Here is a 14,965-nt window from a genome sequence, read left to right on the forward strand (position 1 = left end):
CCCCTGCCTCGTACCCCAACGCCGTCCCCGTCCAGGCCGTGCCCCGCCCGGTGCCCAAGCCCCAGGCGGAGCGCCCTCCGCCGGAGTCGGAAGCGCTCTATGTGGCCGCAATCCTTCGGGATTCCCGGCTGCTCGCCCGGGACACCTTCCGCGTGTGTGATGAGCTGTCCCACATGGGACTGCGGATGGTGCTGGCCCAGACAACGTCCGGGCAGGGGCTGGAGGAGGCGCTCTTCGAGGCGTCGGAGGTCGTCAAGCGGACGCTCCTGGAGGCCGGCCGCCGGCTCTCTCCCGCGGGAATGGAGCTCGAAACGGAGTTCATCCTCGCGTGCCGCGACATCATGAAGAAGCGCATTGACGAGCGGCTCGTTTATATAAAGCGAGCGACGGAACAGACGCAGGGGGCTTTTGATTTGACAGAGGAGACGCGGTTGCTCCTGTCAGAGCGCAAGGAGCTGCTGGCGCTCCGCAAGCGCGTCCTGGATGAGCTGACCCCCGCTTCCTCGGCAACGGGAACAAAGGGACCAATGCAACCGGTTTGAGTTCGCGTTTGTAAGAAAGCTCGACTTTGCGGTAGATCGGCCGGCTCGCCCAGGCCAAAGCACCTGATTTTCTTAAGGAGAAGTACCCGAATGCCGACGCAGAAGCCCCCCAAGGCATCCGTGAAGCCCACCAAGAAGAAGGTGGACCCGGTGATCCGCAAGAAGAAGGCCCCGGACAGCCCTGCGGCGAAGGTCACGAAGGCAGCGGAGCCCGAGGAGAAGGAGCTGCTGGCGAAGGACGCCCCCGCCGAGGCGCCCGAGAAGATCAAGAAGAAGAAGGGCGTCGCCGCCATGGCCGACGACGTGGACCCCGAGGAGGCCGCGGAGGAAGCCGCCGCCGCCGTCCAGGTGGACCCGGACGCCGTGGAAGACGACGTGGAGGAGGATCCCGTCGCCGAGCGCAAGGAGGTCAAGGACCTGCTGGCCGCGGGCCGCGAGAAGGGCTTCCTCACCTATGACGAGGTGAACGACGCCCTCCCCGCCGACATCGTGTCGTCCGATCAGATCGACGACGTGATGAGCATGTTCGGCGACAACGACATCGAGATCGTGGACGCGCAGAAGGCCGCGCAGTCCAACGAGATCAAGCCCACGGTCGCCGTCGAGGAAGAGAAGGAAGACCAGGACGAGGACGAGAAGGACGAGGACGACGAGCCGGGTGGCAAGTCCAACGATCCCGTCCGCCTCTACCTGCGCAAGATGGGCAGCGTCAGCCTCCTCACCCGCGAGGGCGAGGTGGAGATCGCCAAGCGCATCGAAGAGGGCGAGAAGGAAGTCCTGCGCGCGCTGCTCGCCTGCCGCGTCGCGGTGGCGGACATCCTGGACATCAGCAACCGCCTGAAGACAGGCAAGCTGCGCGTGCGCGACGTCATCAAGGACGCGCCCGAAGAGGCCCAGTCGGAGAACGCGGAAGAGCCCGCCGAGGAAGCAGCCGAGGGCGAGGCCCCCGCGCAGCTGGCGCAGAGCGAGCTCAACAAGATCGAGCAGATCTCCAAGCAGATTGAGCGCTTCCGCAAGTTCGCCAAGGACTGCGAGGTCCTGGAGGAGGAGCTCTCCGGGAAGAAGAAGCTCACGGAGGTTCGCAAGAAGGAGCTGAAGCAGGAGGTGAAGGACCTTCGGACCAAGATGATGGAGGTCCTGGAGGAGATGCGGCTGAACAAGAAGCAGGTGGACCGCATCGTCGTGAACCTCAAGGGCCTCATCGAGCGCGTGGAGAAGGCGGAGGAGGAGCTCGGGGACCTGGAGCGCCGCTACGGCGTGGTGATGAAGGACCTGCGCCCGCAGCTCAAGGAGTCGCGCGAGAACCCGAACATCGCCAAGAAGCTCCAGAAGCAGCTCAACTTCACGCCTGAGCAGCTGGAGGTCCTGGACCGCGACGTGCGCACGGCGGTGCGGAAGATCAAGCGCGTGGAGGAGGAAGCCAACCTCCCCGTGGACGCGCTCCGCCGCAACTACGACGCCATCCGCCTGGGCGAGAAGCGCGCCGAGCGCGCCAAGAGCGAGCTGGTGGAGGCGAACCTGCGCCTCGTGGTCTCCATCGCGAAGAAGTACACGAACCGCGGCCTGCAGTTCCTGGACCTCATCCAGGAGGGCAACATCGGCCTGATGAAGGCGGTGGACAAGTTCGAGTACAAGCGCGGCTACAAGTTCTCGACGTACGCCACCTGGTGGATCCGTCAGGCCATCACCCGCGCCATCGCGGACCAGGCCCGCACCATCCGCATCCCGGTGCACATGATCGAGACCATCAACAAGCTCATCCGCACGAGCCGCTACCTCGTGCAGGAGATTGGCCGCGAGCCGACGCCGGAAGAGATCGCGGAGAAGATGGAGCTGCCGCTCGACAAGGTGCGCAAGGTCCTGAAGATCGCCAAGGAGCCCATCTCCCTGGAGACGCCCATTGGCGAGGAAGAGGACAGCCACCTGGGCGACTTCATCGAGGACAAGAGCCTGGTGTCGCCCGCGGACGCGGTCATCAACATGAACCTGGCCGAGCAGACCCGGAAGGTGCTGGCCACGCTCACGCCGCGCGAGGAGAAGGTCCTGCGCATGCGCTTCGGCATTGGCGAGAAGAGCGACCACACGCTGGAAGAGGTGGGCCAGGACTTCGAGGTGACGCGCGAGCGCATCCGCCAGATTGAAGCCAAGGCGCTGCGCAAGCTGCGCCACCCCAGCCGCTCCAAGCGCCTGCGCTCCTTCGTGGAGAGCTGAACCGCTGAAGTAGACTGTTGAGCCCGGAGGCCTCCGTTCCTTGAGTGGACGGGGGCCTTCGTCGTTTTGTCCCGTGTGAGGTGCGCCATGGCCGCGAAGAAGCCCGCCGGAGAGCCCCTGCCCTTCTCCGACAGCGTGATGAAGCAGGTGCGCTCCATTCCCCGGGGCGAGGTGCGCTCGTACGCGCAGGTGGCCATCTACGCGGGCAGGCCGGGCGCGGCGCGGGGCGTGGGGCGGGAGTTGAAGCACCTGCCGGGGCAGGCCACGCAGGTGCCCTGGTGGCGGGTCGTCCGCTCTGACGGGACGCTGGCGCCCCCGGTAGCCCACGAGCAGGCGAAGCGGCTGAGAGCGGAGGGCGTCACCGTGGACGAACGGGGGCAGGTGTTCCGCGTGGTGGTGAAGAAGGACGGCAAGGCCTGACACGCGGCGGCGCTTGCCAGGCGCGCGCGGGCGGAGAGATAGTCAGCGCGCGTCTGGCGTCAGAGACATGAGGGCCCTTAGCTCAGCGGTTAGAGCTGTCGGCTCATAACCGATTGGTCCCTGGTTCGAATCCAGGAGGGCCCACTCCCCTCATCTCACAACAAGTGGCTGGCCATTTGAACGAGCCAGCGACTCCCAATGCCTTACTTCTCGCTTCCGGCGGAGCCACCCTTCGCGGGGTCCTCCTCCTCGTAGGAAGGAAGGAACCCCCGCTCTTGTGCCACGGCTCGGATGCCGGGCGGCAGGGCTTCCCCCAAGAGGACGTTCGCGTGCACCGCACCGTCCGCGAATCCATACAGGTGTCCCACTTCCTCCAGGGTGCGAGTCCGGACGAAGTCCTCCCAGACCGCAGGGTCATCCTTCGAGCCTGCGCTGCCCGCGCCAGCACTCCCATGGATCGCGGCGGCGCCAGCGCTTCCCGCCGACGCGCCGGAGGTACTCGTCGCCACGGCCCCCCGCCACGGACCGCCGTTGAAGCCAGGAGTGCTGGCGGCTGACCCTGCGCTTCCGCCAGCGCGCGGCGTCCCGGACGCGGGTTCGAAGAAGAACCCTTCGAGCCCGTACCGCGAGACCCGCTCCAGGATGGGGTCCGCGAGCCTTTGGGAGGCTGCTCCCGGAACCTTCAGGGCGCCGTTCCAGAACGGGTTGTGACTCGACTGGGCGATGCCCAGCTGGTGGAACCACTCCATCGCGTGGAACATCGCCGCGCGCTTGGGATCGTCATACGCGCGCTGCTTCACGTTGCTGTTGTAGACAAGCTCGGGGCCGAGCATGGCGTCGAAGTTCGCCCGGGGAAGGGCCTCCTTGGAGCGCGCCTCCCTGGCATCCATGCCGTGAGCGGGGGGCTCGATGACGACCGAGCACATCCGGACCTCCTTGCGCGTCCCTGGCGCCGTCACGCCGGCGAAGCTCACCTCCGAGATGGCGCACCGCCCACAGGTCTCCTTTCCCCAGTGGCCCGACTCGTCGCTCGGGACCAGCTGCTTCGAGCCCTCGAATGGCACCGACAGCTCCATGTCCGCCATCCGGTAGAAGAGCTGAGCCGCCGCCATGATGGCCGCCGGCTCGGCGCACTGAATCGAGTTCCACTGCTGGATGGAGGCGATGGATGACTCCAGCGCATCCCGGACCCACACCCCCTTCATGAACTGCATGGAGCTCAGCATCGCCTGCTTCGCGGGAAGCTTGAACCCGAGCGCTCTGCGGGCCTCGTAGAACCCGCGCAGCGCGAAGAAGCGCCCCACCAGCCGCAGCCCCGCCGCCCCCATCGCATTGCGGCCCTGCTCGTCCGCCGTCAACTCCGGCACGCCCAGCTTCCGCAGGTAGTCGTCCGCGCGGAACCCATGACTGCCTCCGCCGGAGATGCCGAAGAAGGGCACGTGGATCGTGTGTCGGCCATCCTTCGTCGGCTCCTCGGCGAACATGATGCAGAAGCACCCAAGGTCTCTCTGCACCAGCCGGCCTTCGGAAGCAGCGAGGAAGCGGTATTTGCGCACCAACGCGTTCGCGTGTTGGACCAGCGCGGCGAAGCGGGCCTGCTTGCTCAGCTGTCCTTCCAGCACACAGTAATCCCGAGAGGGGAAGACGCCCCCCATGGGAAGCGGCAAGGGAAGCAGCAGGAAGCCCGCGAGCTCCAGCTTCGCCCTCATCGCCGCGAGAGGAAGGTCTGGCAAGGGAGGGTAAGCCACCCGCGTCTCGGCCTCCGCGATTCGCTCCTCGAATCGCGTGCGCAGAGCCGCCAGTTCGCGGCGCGCAGCCTCCTTCTGCTTCTCCACGCCCAGCGCCTTGGCCTCCACCTTTTCACGGCTGGCCTGACTCCACTCCTGGAGGATGTCTCGCTTTCGCCGCTCCAGGGCGCCCATTCGCGTCTGGTGCTGACGCTGGGCTTGGGTCCACTCCCGCGCCAGTGCATCACGCTCCTTCCTGGCCTGCTCCCTCCCCTCATCCACGTAGCGCGCCATGTCGACGGGCTTCCCGACCTTGCCCATCAGCCACTGCTCCGCGAACCGCCGGCCAGGGGCGCTGGGAGCGGAGTCCGCGTGTGCGATTCGCGCCTCGAGCGCGGCGCGACGCTTCTCGAACTCGCGGCGCGCCGCCTCCTTCTGCCTCTCCACGCTCAGCGCCTTGGCCTCCACTTTTTCACGGTTGGCCTGACTCCACTCCTGGAGGATGTCTCGCTTTTGCCGCTCCAGGGCTCCCATCCGAGCCTGATGCTGGCGCGCCAGTTCCCGCAACTCCGCCTGCGGCGTCTCGCGGGGCTCGGCCCACCGGGCACACTCGCGGGCCAGGCCGGTCCAGAAACCATCCACGTCCTCGATACGCTTCAGCTTGTACTCGAGCATCTCGATGGCATTGACCAACTCCACGTCCACCATGCTTCGCCAGACGGAGGGGGCGTCGCTGCGTCGCTCGGCGAGAGCGATGTCATCCCGAGCGCCTCTGGGGCCCCGGCTCGCCCAGAGCCGCGGCCGGGAGCCGCCCTCATACAGTTGCCGCTCCCGATCTCTTTCGAGCTTCACCAGTTGGAGAAGGTAGGCGACGTCCGCCTCGACGCCATGGTCCAGATACAGCGCGGCCTGAAGATCGCCGCGCTTCCGGACCCGCCGTGCATGCGCGAGGACATCGGTCAGCCGCTGCTGTCCCTTCAACATCGCGGAGGCAACCCTTTCGAGGGCCAGGGACAACTCCAGGATGAACTTGTCGATCTTCGAGTATTGCGCCTTCGTCGGACGCTGCCCTTCGCGGAAGAGCACCTTCCAATCCTGGATCAGCCCGCGCAGGCGCCCAGCTTGCGCTGCGATCCGTTCCTTCTCGTAGAGCAACTTCCGTGGCCCCTGGCTCTCGCTCAGTTCGTGTACCCACGCCAGTGCGTGAACCCACTGAGGGTTCACGTCCCACGTGGACGCGTCCCATGGCCGCGCCCCCCACTGCTCCATTTCTGTCATGCATCCCCCTCGAATCTCCGAACCGCGTCAGGAGCGCTGCCCCCCGTCTCCGACCGCGATGGCGATGCAGGGAGAAGCGGAAGCCCTCCACCTGCTCACCCGGGAACGCACAGGTCCGCCCGCCAACAATCAGCGACAGCCCGAATCGCTCCTCGTGGAGCACTGCCGCAAGCACTCTGCGCTTTTCATGCCACACGCTGACGCCTGGGAGACGAGCCGCGCGGCCTCGCTTGCGGGCCAACCGAACGCAGCCGCGTCTTGCCAGAACGCAATACACGACGCAGACCTTCACTCCTGGGAGCGGGGGCATCCTTGTGCTCGACGGAGGAGTCCGTAGAGCATGGACGTGACCATCCCCCCGGCTCTGGACAACCCGGTGTCAGGTTTGTGCGCGCAAGGGGGCCCTACAGACCGACGAGAAAGGGGGCGCAGAGAACCACGAGCCCGATGGTCCCCAGGATGATCAGGCCCACCCACAGGTTCTCCCCGGGCAGCACCACGTGCCGGGGCTGCTTCGGGTTGTAGAGCACCTGGACCATGTCTCCATACTTGAACTTGGAGGCATTGCCCGTACTGAGCCCGATCTCCAGGACCTCCCCTCCGTCCTCCGGGCGCGAACATGCAGAACAGCCCCGTGGAATCGGAGGTGGCGAGCGGTGCTCCCAGGGTAGACATCCACGAAAAGCAAGGAGATGGCACGGTCGTTGACCACTCACTGGAAGTCGAGGAGCAGCAGGCTCTTGAAGCAAGGAGCCACCGGGTCATCAAGCCGGGATGGCGTGGAGCAGGACACGCGGCTCGTCGTGGCCCCCTCGCCCCAAGAAATAGAAGGGCGCGGTGGTCGGCAGGCCGCGGAACTCCGGGCTGTCAACCGCGCGAGCCAGGGCGCGCGAGGTCCACTCGAAGCTGCGCAGGAGGAACAGGCTCCGAAGCTCGTCGAAGCGCGCGTGGTCCTGGACCGCGGGGTCCTCCGCCGCGTCTCCCAGCAGTGGCAGCGGTGAGGGGTCGAAGCCCTCCAGCTCTCGGAAGAGCACGCGCTCGGGTCGGAACTCGCCATCCTGGAGCGTGTGCCCGGCGTAGCCAGCACCCCAGGCTTGCGTGGGCACCCAGGGCTCGACATCCGCGCCGATCCAGGAGAACTGGAGGACTGACAACCGGTCCGCCGCGCTCACCTTTCCGGCGTACATGGCGAAGGACTTCTCCAGCGCGCCCTTCAGCGCCAGGATTTCTGGCTCGGAATCCAATTGGCGGAACACCTCCAGAAGCGGTTCCAAGATGCCGTCTGAGGCCGCCTGGAGCGAGATGAGGTGTTGCCGGACCTGTTGAGCGAACGCGTCAGCGGGCATGGTGGGCACGGGGCGTGGAGCTTATGCGAAAAGGGAGCACGCGCCCGCCGGGGTCCGACAGCGGCTGCTCGAAGAATTCGCGCGGCGCTTCGGCCCCTGATCGATAAGTATTGCCAACAAAGCGATGTCATCAGCGGCATGGCCTTGCAGAAGTACCTCCTGCTGGGGCAGGCGGCGAACCAGGGCACCCGAGGGTTCCAGCAGGCCGCCGTGCTCACCGTGCCTCCCTATCTGCTGCGGCTCAACCAGCTCACCGAGGAGAGCGACCTGTAGTGCGGAGACGCTGTGTCACGTGGGAGCCCGGGTAGGATGCGCCGCCATGGACTTCCAGGCGCGACTCGAGGCGCTCACACACCAGCTCCGCCCCTGGTCTCCTCTCTGGTCCCGCTCCATCCTCCAGGGCTGGCCCGGGTCCGGCGCCGCCTTTCCCGAGGACTGGCTGGCCTACGCCCGGTCGCACGATGAAGCGGGCGAGCGACAGCTGGACCAGGGAGTGCTCGTGGGCGCACCGCCTCCCTCACTGGCCGCGCTGGTGGGCGCCCTCCAGGAGCTGACGGCGCTGCCCTGGCACCAGGGCGCTCATCCGCTGACGAGTGCGCAGACGCAGGGGCTCAGCACCAAGAAGACCCACGAGCTCGAGCGGGTGCTCGCCCTGCTCACGCCCAGAACGCGCTTCATCCATCAGGCGGTCGATATCGGCGGCGGCATGGGACATCTCGCCCGTCTCTGTGCGCGGACGTTCGGGTGGACCTTCCACAGCATCGACAGGGACGCCGCGTTGCAGGACAAGGGCCGTCAGTGGCTGACGAGAACCCGCCCCCTGGGTGGCGACACCCTGCACTTCATCCAGGCCTCCGTCGAGGACGGGCACCAACCGGTGATTGATCCGCTCTTCTCCGGCCGGGACCGGGCCTCCATCGGTCTGCACACCTGCGGGCCGCTCGCTCTCACGCAGATCCGCAAGAGCCAGGGTGCGGGCTTCGTCCTGAACGTCGGCTGCTGCTACGACAAGCTGGAGGCCCCGCGGGATTACCCCGTCTCCCGCTTCGGGAGCGCGCATCCCCTGCCCTTCACCCCGCATGCCCTGGCGCTGACGACGCGGGGACGGCATCACAAGACCGAGGTGGAGTTCGCGCGGATGAAGCAGGTGTACGCGTGGCGCTTCGCGTTCGATCTCCTATCGAGGCGGCGCTTCCCCGAGCGCGGCTTCGTGCGGGCAGGAGACGCCCCCCGGACGCTCTATGACGGCCCCTTCGCCCTCTACGCGCGCGACCGCTTGGCGCGCCTGGGCCTGGAGCCCGGCATGACGGACGCCGAGCTGGATGCTTTCGAGGTGTCCGTTCGCGCCGAGACGCGAGACCTCCTGCTCTGCCATCTGCTGAGGGACCGCTTCGCGAGGGCATTGGAGGTCGTGCTCCTGCTCGACCGCGCGCTCCTCCTGGAGGAGCTGGGTTTCCAGGTCGAACTCCTCCAGCTCTTCGACCCGCGCCTGTCTCCGCGCAACCTCGCGCTCATCGCGTCGCGGAGCGATTGAGCGCCCCGGGCCTTGCTCATCTGCCCATGGGGCAAACAGGGAAGCGTGGGCTCAGCGCTTCTCCAGCAAGGGGCGCGGATCGAAGGTGACGCGAATGCGGGTGATGCGTCCGTTCTCGACATGGCTCCAGTTCGCCACCGGCACGGGCTCGTGCCCGGAGGGATGGATCTCGAACCAGGTCATCACGTCGTCGCCGTCCACGAAGCGGTGAAGCACGGTCACCTGGGGCGACACCTGCCACATGCCGTTGACGAGCCCCTTCACGCAGGCCTCCGCGCCCTCCGCCTTGCCGAGCGCGCCGACGAAGCTCACGTCGGGCGCGAGCGTGTCCCGCAGCATCGACTCATCCTTCGCGCTCCACGCATCGAAGTACGCCTGCACCACCTCCACGGGACGTTTCATGTTCGGCCTCCAGGTGCTCGACGGGGGAGTCCGTCGAGCATGGACGTGAGCATCGTCCCGGCTCCAGACAACCCTGTGTCAGGTTTGTTCGAGCAAGGACCTGCCTCACGCCCCCGGAGTTCCGCCCGGCAATCACCTGCCGTTCAGGGTCACGACCTCATCCAGGATGGTGGCCTTGTCCACCGCGGCTCCGGGTTCGTGGGCATCCGCAGCGTGCTGATGACCTGGTCCTCGTTCCGGCCGTAAAAGGCCACGCCCGCGGCGCCCTCGCCGAAGTCCACGATGGACCGCTGCTGCCAGCATTCAGCCTGGCCCACGGCCCCAACGACGCCGTCCTCCTCCAGACTGCCCAGGCCGGTGACCACCAGCCCCTCGTCCGCGTCCTCCAGCGACGCATTGCCCGTGGCGCAGTGGGTGATGCCCTCGAAGCGATTCACGCAGTCGTCCGTTGCCGCCGTAATGCCCTGCGACGTGGATCCAGGGGCTGCTTCCTTCGAGGGCTCCAGCTGACAGCCCGCGAACGCGCCCACCAGCGTGGCCGTCAGCAGCGGGCCCATGAACATTCTCCGTGCGCATCATTGACATCCATTTCTCCCTGGGACGCGGACAGCGGAGGCCAGCCACCAGCGATGGTTAGACCCATCTCTTCACACCCAGAAACTCCAGAAATGACAATGATTGCCGCTCGATGGGGAAGCGGTCCCCTGGACGCGCACGCCGTAAGCCCCCGTGGCGCTGAGGGCGACGGGAGCGGCTTGCGTTCCCTGGGCGGCGAGGGAGCCGTCGACGATGAGCTCACCCCTCACGGTGTCCACGCACGAGCGCAGGCCGCCGGATGACGCGACGGCAAGGGAGGCCCCTGGCGCCAGGGTGAGCGTGACACCGGGGCGGACGGTCAGGTCGCCCGCGAGCGTGTTCGCACCGGTGAGCGTCAAGCCGCAGACGAAAACAGCCTTTACAGCTCCGTCAGGCTTTCCCCGGAAGCATGACCATGGGTCATGTCCCTCCCATCTGTCGCCGCCAGATGTCTCGTGTTAGGCGTTGAATCAGGAGGGGAACCCCCAATGACAAACAGACGCACTGGTTGGCTGGCCCTTGGAATGGCCTGCCTGCTGCAAGCATGCACTCCGATGACGGCGGAGCCTTCAGACGACACGGCGGTCCGGGAACAATCCCAGGCGGCTTCCGCCATGACAGGCTCGCTGGCGAAGTCCCGGACCTCTACCCCGCTCACGCGCCTGCAGGATGGACGCGTGCTGGTGGCGGGTGGCAGCGAGCCCAGCGACATCTTCATTCCACAGGGTCAGCCGTTCCTCTCATCCTGTGAGCTGTACGATCCGGCGACGGGCACCTGGTCCTATACGGGCAGCTTGCAAGTCATGCGCGAAGGCGCCTCTGCCCAGCTCCTGGACGATGGCCGCGTGTTGGTGGCGGGTGGTTACTACAACACCAACGTCGCCAACTACCATGTCACCGCGGAGCTCTATGACCCCGCGGCCGGGAGCTGGTCGTACACGGGGAGCATGAGCCAGCCTCGTAACCGGGCCGCCACCGTGAAGCTCCTGGATGGGCGGGTGTTGTTGGCGGGCGGCACCACCCCCCAGTCCACCAATCCCCTTTCCGCGGAGTTCTATGACGCCACCACGGGCACCTGGACGGCCACGGGGCCCATGCTGGCGAGGATCGAGAAGTCCGAACTCCTTCCGGACGGCCGCGTCCTGGGGCTCGCCTCGGGGCAGATCGTGCAGATCTACACGCCGGCGACCAATGCATGGACGAGCCTGGGCGCGCTGCCCACGGGGCTGCTCCCCGAAATCGTGGTTTCGCTCGCGGATGGCCGGGTGCTCGTCGCGGGCGGGGGAAACGCGACGGTGCGGTATGCGTCGCTGTTCCACCCCACGACGAACACCTGGGCGGCCACTGGCGGACTGCTGGCGCAGATCATCAGCACGAGCGCCGTCCGCATGCCTGATGGCACCGTGCTGGCATTCGGGGGCCGCGACCCCAACAACTTCATCCCCCTGACCACCGTGCAGCGCTACACCCCGTCCACGGGGCTGTGGACCGCCGAGCCCTCCTTGGTCGGGGGGCGGATCGGCCCTAGAGCGGTGCTCCTGGCCAGTGGTGACATCCTCGTCGCCGGCGGCTCGAATGGCCAGACGCTGGGGAATCTCAAGACCTGCGAGCGCTATGTCTCCGCCACCTGTGTCCCTCTCTCATGCACGAGCCAGGGCGCCGCGTGCGGCACCCTCCCGGATGGCTGCGGCGGGACGGTGTCGTGTGGCACGTGTGGCTCCGGCCTGACGTGCTCGGCCGCCAACGCCTGCGTGAGCGACGCGACGCCGCCGACGGCCACCCTCACCGCCCCCACGGCGGGGACGCCCGTGTCCGGCACGGTGACGCTCCAGGCCACCACGTCCGACGACGTCGGCGTGACGCACGTGGAGTTCCTCGACGGGACGAAGCTCCTGGGCACGAGCAGCACCGCGCCCTATTCGCTGGACTGGAACACCGTGGGCGCTGGCGACGGCAACCACTTCCTGGTGGTCCGGGCCCATGACGCCACGGGCAACGTCGGCAGGAGCACGCCGGTCACCGTGCAGGTGCTCAACTCCCCCAACGCGAATGTGGCCGCCTACGACGCCACCTTCAGGACGCCCCGCTGCGCCACGGCGGGCGCCTCCTGCGACACCGGGAGCGTGGTGGATGGGCGCGGCAGCGTGGGCCCGGAGCTGAACGCTCCCAACACCCTGAATGGCGCCTGCCAGGACGGCAACAATGGGACGTACCACTCGGACGAATCCATTGACCGGCTGCGCATCGCGACGCTCGACGGTTCGCCCCTGGCGCCCGGCAAGGTCGTGAACATCCAGGTCACCGCCTATGTCACCATGCCGGCCAGCAATCGGATCGAGCTCTACAGCGCCACGAATCTGGCCAACCCGGTGTGGCAGTTGATCAACACCATCATGCCGCCCACCAATTTTTCACAGACGTTCACCCTGCGGTACTCCCTGCCCGCCGCGCCCATCCAGGCGATCCGCGCACGCATCAGCTACAACGGTCCGCTGACGTCCTGCGGTAGCGGCAGCTTTGACGACCACGACGACCTGGTCTTCGCGACGCAGTAGCCGCTCCCTCCCCGGCCCGCTTCCAGCAGCGGGCCGGGGACGAGGAGGGGCTGGTGCTTCGCTGACGTCATGGGCTTCTCCTTGAGCTGGGCCCGGGTTTCGCCGTGCCTTGGACAAGCTCAAGGGGCGTTCCACGGACATCGCACACTGGGAAGGACATACCGCATGCCCCGGCGCCGCCAGGAACAAGGATGGCCAGGCGAACATGACCATCAACCTCTCTGGCAGCAGGCAGGACGGCCGGCTGGAGGTGAAGGCCGTCCGCACCGACGACGTCTGGGGTTTCAGCCGGCTGCGCGTGGTGGCGGACAACGGCGAAGCGGTGGACGTCGGAGGGTACAGCCGGCACTGAGTGCACGAGATTGCCCAGCGCCGGGCCGGCTTCGACGTGGACGGCCCAGGTGCTCCACAATCGCTCGCACCCCTCTGGCCTCGTTTATGTACGCCGGCACTCTCAAGCCTGCCGCGACACTTCAGTGACTTGTTCTTGTGTCCTTCACGCCTTGAGGCATTTGCAGAAGCGGGCCATGTCGATGATGGCCCGCCGATGAGTGCCTTCGCTGACGAGTCCAGCATCGTCGTGACAGGTCACCTTGAAGAGAAGGGACTTGCCATCGATGCTGACCCACTCGACCGCTGCCGTGACGGTGCGTCCAGTCGGAGTGGGTGCCACATGGCTGATGTCTACGTGGGTGCCGACTGTTCGTTGTTCGGCGGTGAGGAGGCTGCGGAGCCCGAGCACGCAGGTGTGCTCGATGAAGCCGACGAGCATTGCGGTTGCGAGCACTGGAGGCATGTCCGAGAAGCCAGGCCAGTCCGGGTTGAAGCGAGGAACCGTGTGGCGGTCTTCTACGTGCAGTTGCTCGCTGTGTCGCAGGCCGACTTCCAGAGTTGCGTGACTCTCATGCATCAGACTTCTCCGAGGCGGATGTTGATGGGCCAGATGATGGTTCGGGGGCGGTTGGGATCACCCCATGAGGCCAGGAGGTCGCGCGAGAAGGCCGCGAGCATTTCCTCCTTGCCGGCAACGCGGGCACGTTGGGTGGCCGACCAGGTGGAGACGTATCCAAGGAAAGCGTGTGCATCCCATTCTCGTTGGAGATTCTGACGAGGGACCAGTAGCTCCCTAAAGGGGAAGGCCAACTCGGCGTAGCCACCGTCGACGAGCTTTCGCTCGGGAGGCCAATAGGGCCCGACCTCATCCTTGTAGAACGCGAGGAAGCGCTCATTCAGCCCGGCCTCGAGCTGGGCTACGCCATAGCTGATGAGGGAGAGCTTCGCGCCCGCCACACAGACGCGTCGGACCTCTTCGTAGAATCGAGGCAGGTCGAACCAGTGTGCTGCCTGGGCGGCAGTGACGAGGCTGATGCTGTGGTCCGCGACGTCGAGATTCTCGGCCGAAGCCGCGCGGTATTGGACACGCTCATGCGACACCGCGTGAGCGAGTTGGTCGGCGCTGGTGTCGAGGCCGACGACTGCATCGAAGTGGTTTCCGAGCTGGCAGCTGAACTGTCCGTTGCCGCAGCCGACATCGAGCGCCATTCGGGTGTCGGGCGAAACCTGAGCAAGGAGTCGGGCCAACGCATCAGGGTAGTTGGGGCGGTAGCGGGCATAGGCGCCGCCGCCTTGCTCGAACCAGTTGTGAACATCACCTGGCATGAGCGCCCGTCCTCTGTTTGCGCTCTCGCTTGGAGAGCGTCCGCAGCCGGTCGGCGAACCCGCGACGCTCCAATGCATCGGCCGCGTCCATCAACACGCGACGCAATGGGTGGCCAATCTCCTTCTCCAGCTCGTCCAATGCGGAGAAGATCAACTCCCACTGCGCCGAAACCTTGGCCAGGAGTGCCTCCCCACTGTCCGTGAGTCGGAGCTCGGACTTGCGCCCGTCGGACATCGGAGAGCGGGAGATGATGCCATCTGAAATCATCAGCCCCGCCGTTTGGCTGACGGCGCCCTGCGTGAGCCGAGTCAGCTCCGTAATCTCGGTGACGGTGACGGCGCCGGCGGCGATCGCTCGCAGCACCGGCGTGTAGCGAGCGCGATAGCTGACTCCGAGGTCGGCGTAACGCTCTTCCGAGCCACCATCGAGCAGCTCGGTGACGTAGCGGAGGAGCTCCCCCAAGCCTGGCGCGAGCGGGACCTTTGTTGTCGTCATTACATTAGCGCTAATGCACTTGGATACGTGATGCAAGCCCGGGGTCTTGCTCGCGCGGTGAACGGGTCACCTCAGCATCCTGACGCCGGCTCCAGGAGGTCTCCGCTCGCCCGCATGCCGCTCGCGCTGGCACGCGAGGGCCGCTGACTTGAACGTGTCCGTGTGCCCACGGCAGGACGGGCACACTCCTCGGTCCTTGCACGAGAGGGCGACGAGAGG

General features: G+C 66.6%; 14 protein-coding genes, 1 tRNA gene and 1 pseudogene. 8 read left to right on the forward strand and 8 right to left on the reverse strand.

Annotated features, from left to right (window positions below; all coding sequences use genetic code 11):
* The 4 genes and pseudogenes from D7X99_RS26130 to D7X99_RS26145 form a co-directional block, all read left to right on the forward strand.
* Positions 1 to 542, forward strand: a pseudogene (locus tag D7X99_RS26130) (DNA primase); the annotation flags it as partial.
* A gap of 90 nt (positions 543 to 632) precedes the next feature.
* Positions 633 to 2,753, forward strand: a complete 2,121-nt coding sequence (gene rpoD, locus D7X99_RS26135; protein WP_120563928.1) for an RNA polymerase sigma factor RpoD — start codon at positions 633 to 635, stop codon at positions 2,751 to 2,753.
* A gap of 87 nt (positions 2,754 to 2,840) precedes the next feature.
* Complete coding sequence (locus D7X99_RS26140; RefSeq protein ID WP_120581521.1) at positions 2,841 to 3,173, forward strand: MGMT family protein; 333 nt, start codon at positions 2,841 to 2,843, stop codon at positions 3,171 to 3,173.
* 71 nt (positions 3,174 to 3,244) lie between these two features.
* Positions 3,245 to 3,317: transfer RNA gene (locus D7X99_RS26145), tRNA-Ile, on the forward strand.
* Positions 3,318 to 3,376: 59 nt separating this feature from the next.
* Here the strand turns inward: D7X99_RS26145 and D7X99_RS26150 are convergent.
* The 3 genes from D7X99_RS26150 to D7X99_RS26155 form a co-directional block, all read right to left on the reverse strand.
* Positions 3,377 to 5,986 (reverse strand): hypothetical protein, encoded by a 2,610-nt coding sequence (locus tag D7X99_RS26150; RefSeq protein ID WP_147476267.1) that lies wholly within the window; start codon positions 5,984 to 5,986, stop codon positions 3,377 to 3,379.
* Between the two features lie 596 nt (positions 5,987 to 6,582).
* Positions 6,583 to 6,894 carry a DUF3592 domain-containing protein gene (locus D7X99_RS44705; RefSeq protein ID WP_346729745.1) on the reverse strand — a complete coding sequence of 104 codons (312 nt, stop codon included), beginning with the start codon at positions 6,892 to 6,894 and terminating at the stop codon, positions 6,583 to 6,585.
* A 48-nt stretch (positions 6,895 to 6,942) separates the two neighbouring features.
* Complete coding sequence (locus tag D7X99_RS26155) at positions 6,943 to 7,452, reverse strand: hypothetical protein (RefSeq protein WP_147476268.1); 510 nt, start codon at positions 7,450 to 7,452, stop codon at positions 6,943 to 6,945.
* Between the two features lie 210 nt (positions 7,453 to 7,662).
* Here D7X99_RS26155 and D7X99_RS44310 point away from each other — a divergent pair, with 210 nt between their 5' ends.
* Positions 7,663 to 7,797 (forward strand): hypothetical protein, encoded by a 135-nt coding sequence (locus D7X99_RS44310; RefSeq protein WP_255429570.1) that lies wholly within the window; start codon positions 7,663 to 7,665, stop codon positions 7,795 to 7,797.
* Between the two features lie 46 nt (positions 7,798 to 7,843).
* On the forward strand, positions 7,844 to 9,058 hold the full coding sequence (locus D7X99_RS26160; protein WP_121780160.1) for a methyltransferase: 1,215 nt from the start codon (positions 7,844 to 7,846) through the stop codon (positions 9,056 to 9,058).
* A 51-nt stretch (positions 9,059 to 9,109) separates the two neighbouring features.
* Here D7X99_RS26160 and D7X99_RS26165 read toward each other — a convergent pair whose 3' ends face one another.
* Positions 9,110 to 9,460: a nuclear transport factor 2 family protein gene (locus D7X99_RS26165; protein WP_121780161.1), complete on the reverse strand. Its 351-nt coding sequence runs from the start codon at positions 9,458 to 9,460 to the stop codon at positions 9,110 to 9,112.
* 149 nt (positions 9,461 to 9,609) lie between these two features.
* On the reverse strand, positions 9,610 to 10,017 hold the full coding sequence (locus D7X99_RS26170; protein ID WP_147476269.1) for a hypothetical protein: 408 nt from the start codon (positions 10,015 to 10,017) through the stop codon (positions 9,610 to 9,612).
* 633 nt (positions 10,018 to 10,650) lie between these two features.
* Between D7X99_RS26170 and D7X99_RS26180 the strand changes: the two genes are divergently transcribed.
* Positions 10,651 to 12,591, forward strand: a complete 1,941-nt coding sequence (locus tag D7X99_RS26180) for an Ig-like domain-containing protein (protein ID WP_158627072.1) — start codon at positions 10,651 to 10,653, stop codon at positions 12,589 to 12,591.
* 109 nt (positions 12,592 to 12,700) lie between these two features.
* Positions 12,701 to 12,943, forward strand: a complete 243-nt coding sequence (locus D7X99_RS44315; RefSeq protein ID WP_121760943.1) for a cytochrome c oxidase assembly factor Coa1 family protein — start codon at positions 12,701 to 12,703, stop codon at positions 12,941 to 12,943.
* Positions 12,944 to 13,087: 144 nt separating this feature from the next.
* Here the strand turns inward: D7X99_RS44315 and D7X99_RS26190 are convergent, their stop codons facing one another.
* Genes D7X99_RS26190 through D7X99_RS26200 form a run of 3 tightly spaced genes read right to left on the reverse strand, consistent with a single transcriptional unit; the run spans position 13,088 to position 14,746 of the window.
* Complete coding sequence (locus D7X99_RS26190) at positions 13,088 to 13,501, reverse strand: thioesterase family protein (protein ID WP_121780165.1); 414 nt, start codon at positions 13,499 to 13,501, stop codon at positions 13,088 to 13,090.
* Complete coding sequence (locus tag D7X99_RS26195) at positions 13,501 to 14,250, reverse strand: class I SAM-dependent methyltransferase (protein ID WP_121780166.1); 750 nt, start codon at positions 14,248 to 14,250, stop codon at positions 13,501 to 13,503. The genes D7X99_RS26190 and D7X99_RS26195 overlap by 1 nt, the downstream gene beginning before the upstream one ends.
* Positions 14,240 to 14,746 (reverse strand): MarR family winged helix-turn-helix transcriptional regulator, encoded by a 507-nt coding sequence (locus D7X99_RS26200; RefSeq protein WP_121780167.1) that lies wholly within the window; start codon positions 14,744 to 14,746, stop codon positions 14,240 to 14,242. Before D7X99_RS26200 ends, D7X99_RS26195 begins: the two co-directional genes overlap by 11 nt.
* Positions 14,747 to 14,965 lie beyond the last annotated feature (219 nt).

Source organism: Corallococcus sp. AB032C (assembly GCF_003668935.1).
Lineage (GTDB): Bacteria > Myxococcota > Myxococcia > Myxococcales > Myxococcaceae > Corallococcus > Corallococcus exiguus.

Coding starts and splice junctions, on each gene's coding strand:
- D7X99_RS26160 (WP_121780160.1), top strand. CDS start 7,844: ATGGACTTCCAGGCGCGACTCGAGGCGCTCACACACCAGCTCCGCCCC.
- D7X99_RS26200 (WP_121780167.1), bottom strand. CDS start 14,746: ATGACGACAACAAAGGTCCCGCTCGCGCCAGGCTTGGGGGAGCTCCTC.
- D7X99_RS26165 (WP_121780161.1), bottom strand. CDS start 9,460: ATGAAACGTCCCGTGGAGGTGGTGCAGGCGTACTTCGATGCGTGGAGC.
- D7X99_RS26180 (WP_158627072.1), top strand. CDS start 10,651: ATGACAGGCTCGCTGGCGAAGTCCCGGACCTCTACCCCGCTCACGCGC.
- D7X99_RS26190 (WP_121780165.1), bottom strand. CDS start 13,501: ATGCATGAGAGTCACGCAACTCTGGAAGTCGGCCTGCGACACAGCGAG.
- D7X99_RS44310 (WP_255429570.1), top strand. CDS start 7,663: ATGGCCTTGCAGAAGTACCTCCTGCTGGGGCAGGCGGCGAACCAGGGC.
- rpoD (WP_120563928.1), top strand. CDS start 633: ATGCCGACGCAGAAGCCCCCCAAGGCATCCGTGAAGCCCACCAAGAAG.
- D7X99_RS26195 (WP_121780166.1), bottom strand. CDS start 14,250: ATGCCAGGTGATGTTCACAACTGGTTCGAGCAAGGCGGCGGCGCCTAT.
- D7X99_RS26170 (WP_147476269.1), bottom strand. CDS start 10,017: ATGGGCCCGCTGCTGACGGCCACGCTGGTGGGCGCGTTCGCGGGCTGT.
- D7X99_RS26140 (WP_120581521.1), top strand. CDS start 2,841: ATGGCCGCGAAGAAGCCCGCCGGAGAGCCCCTGCCCTTCTCCGACAGC.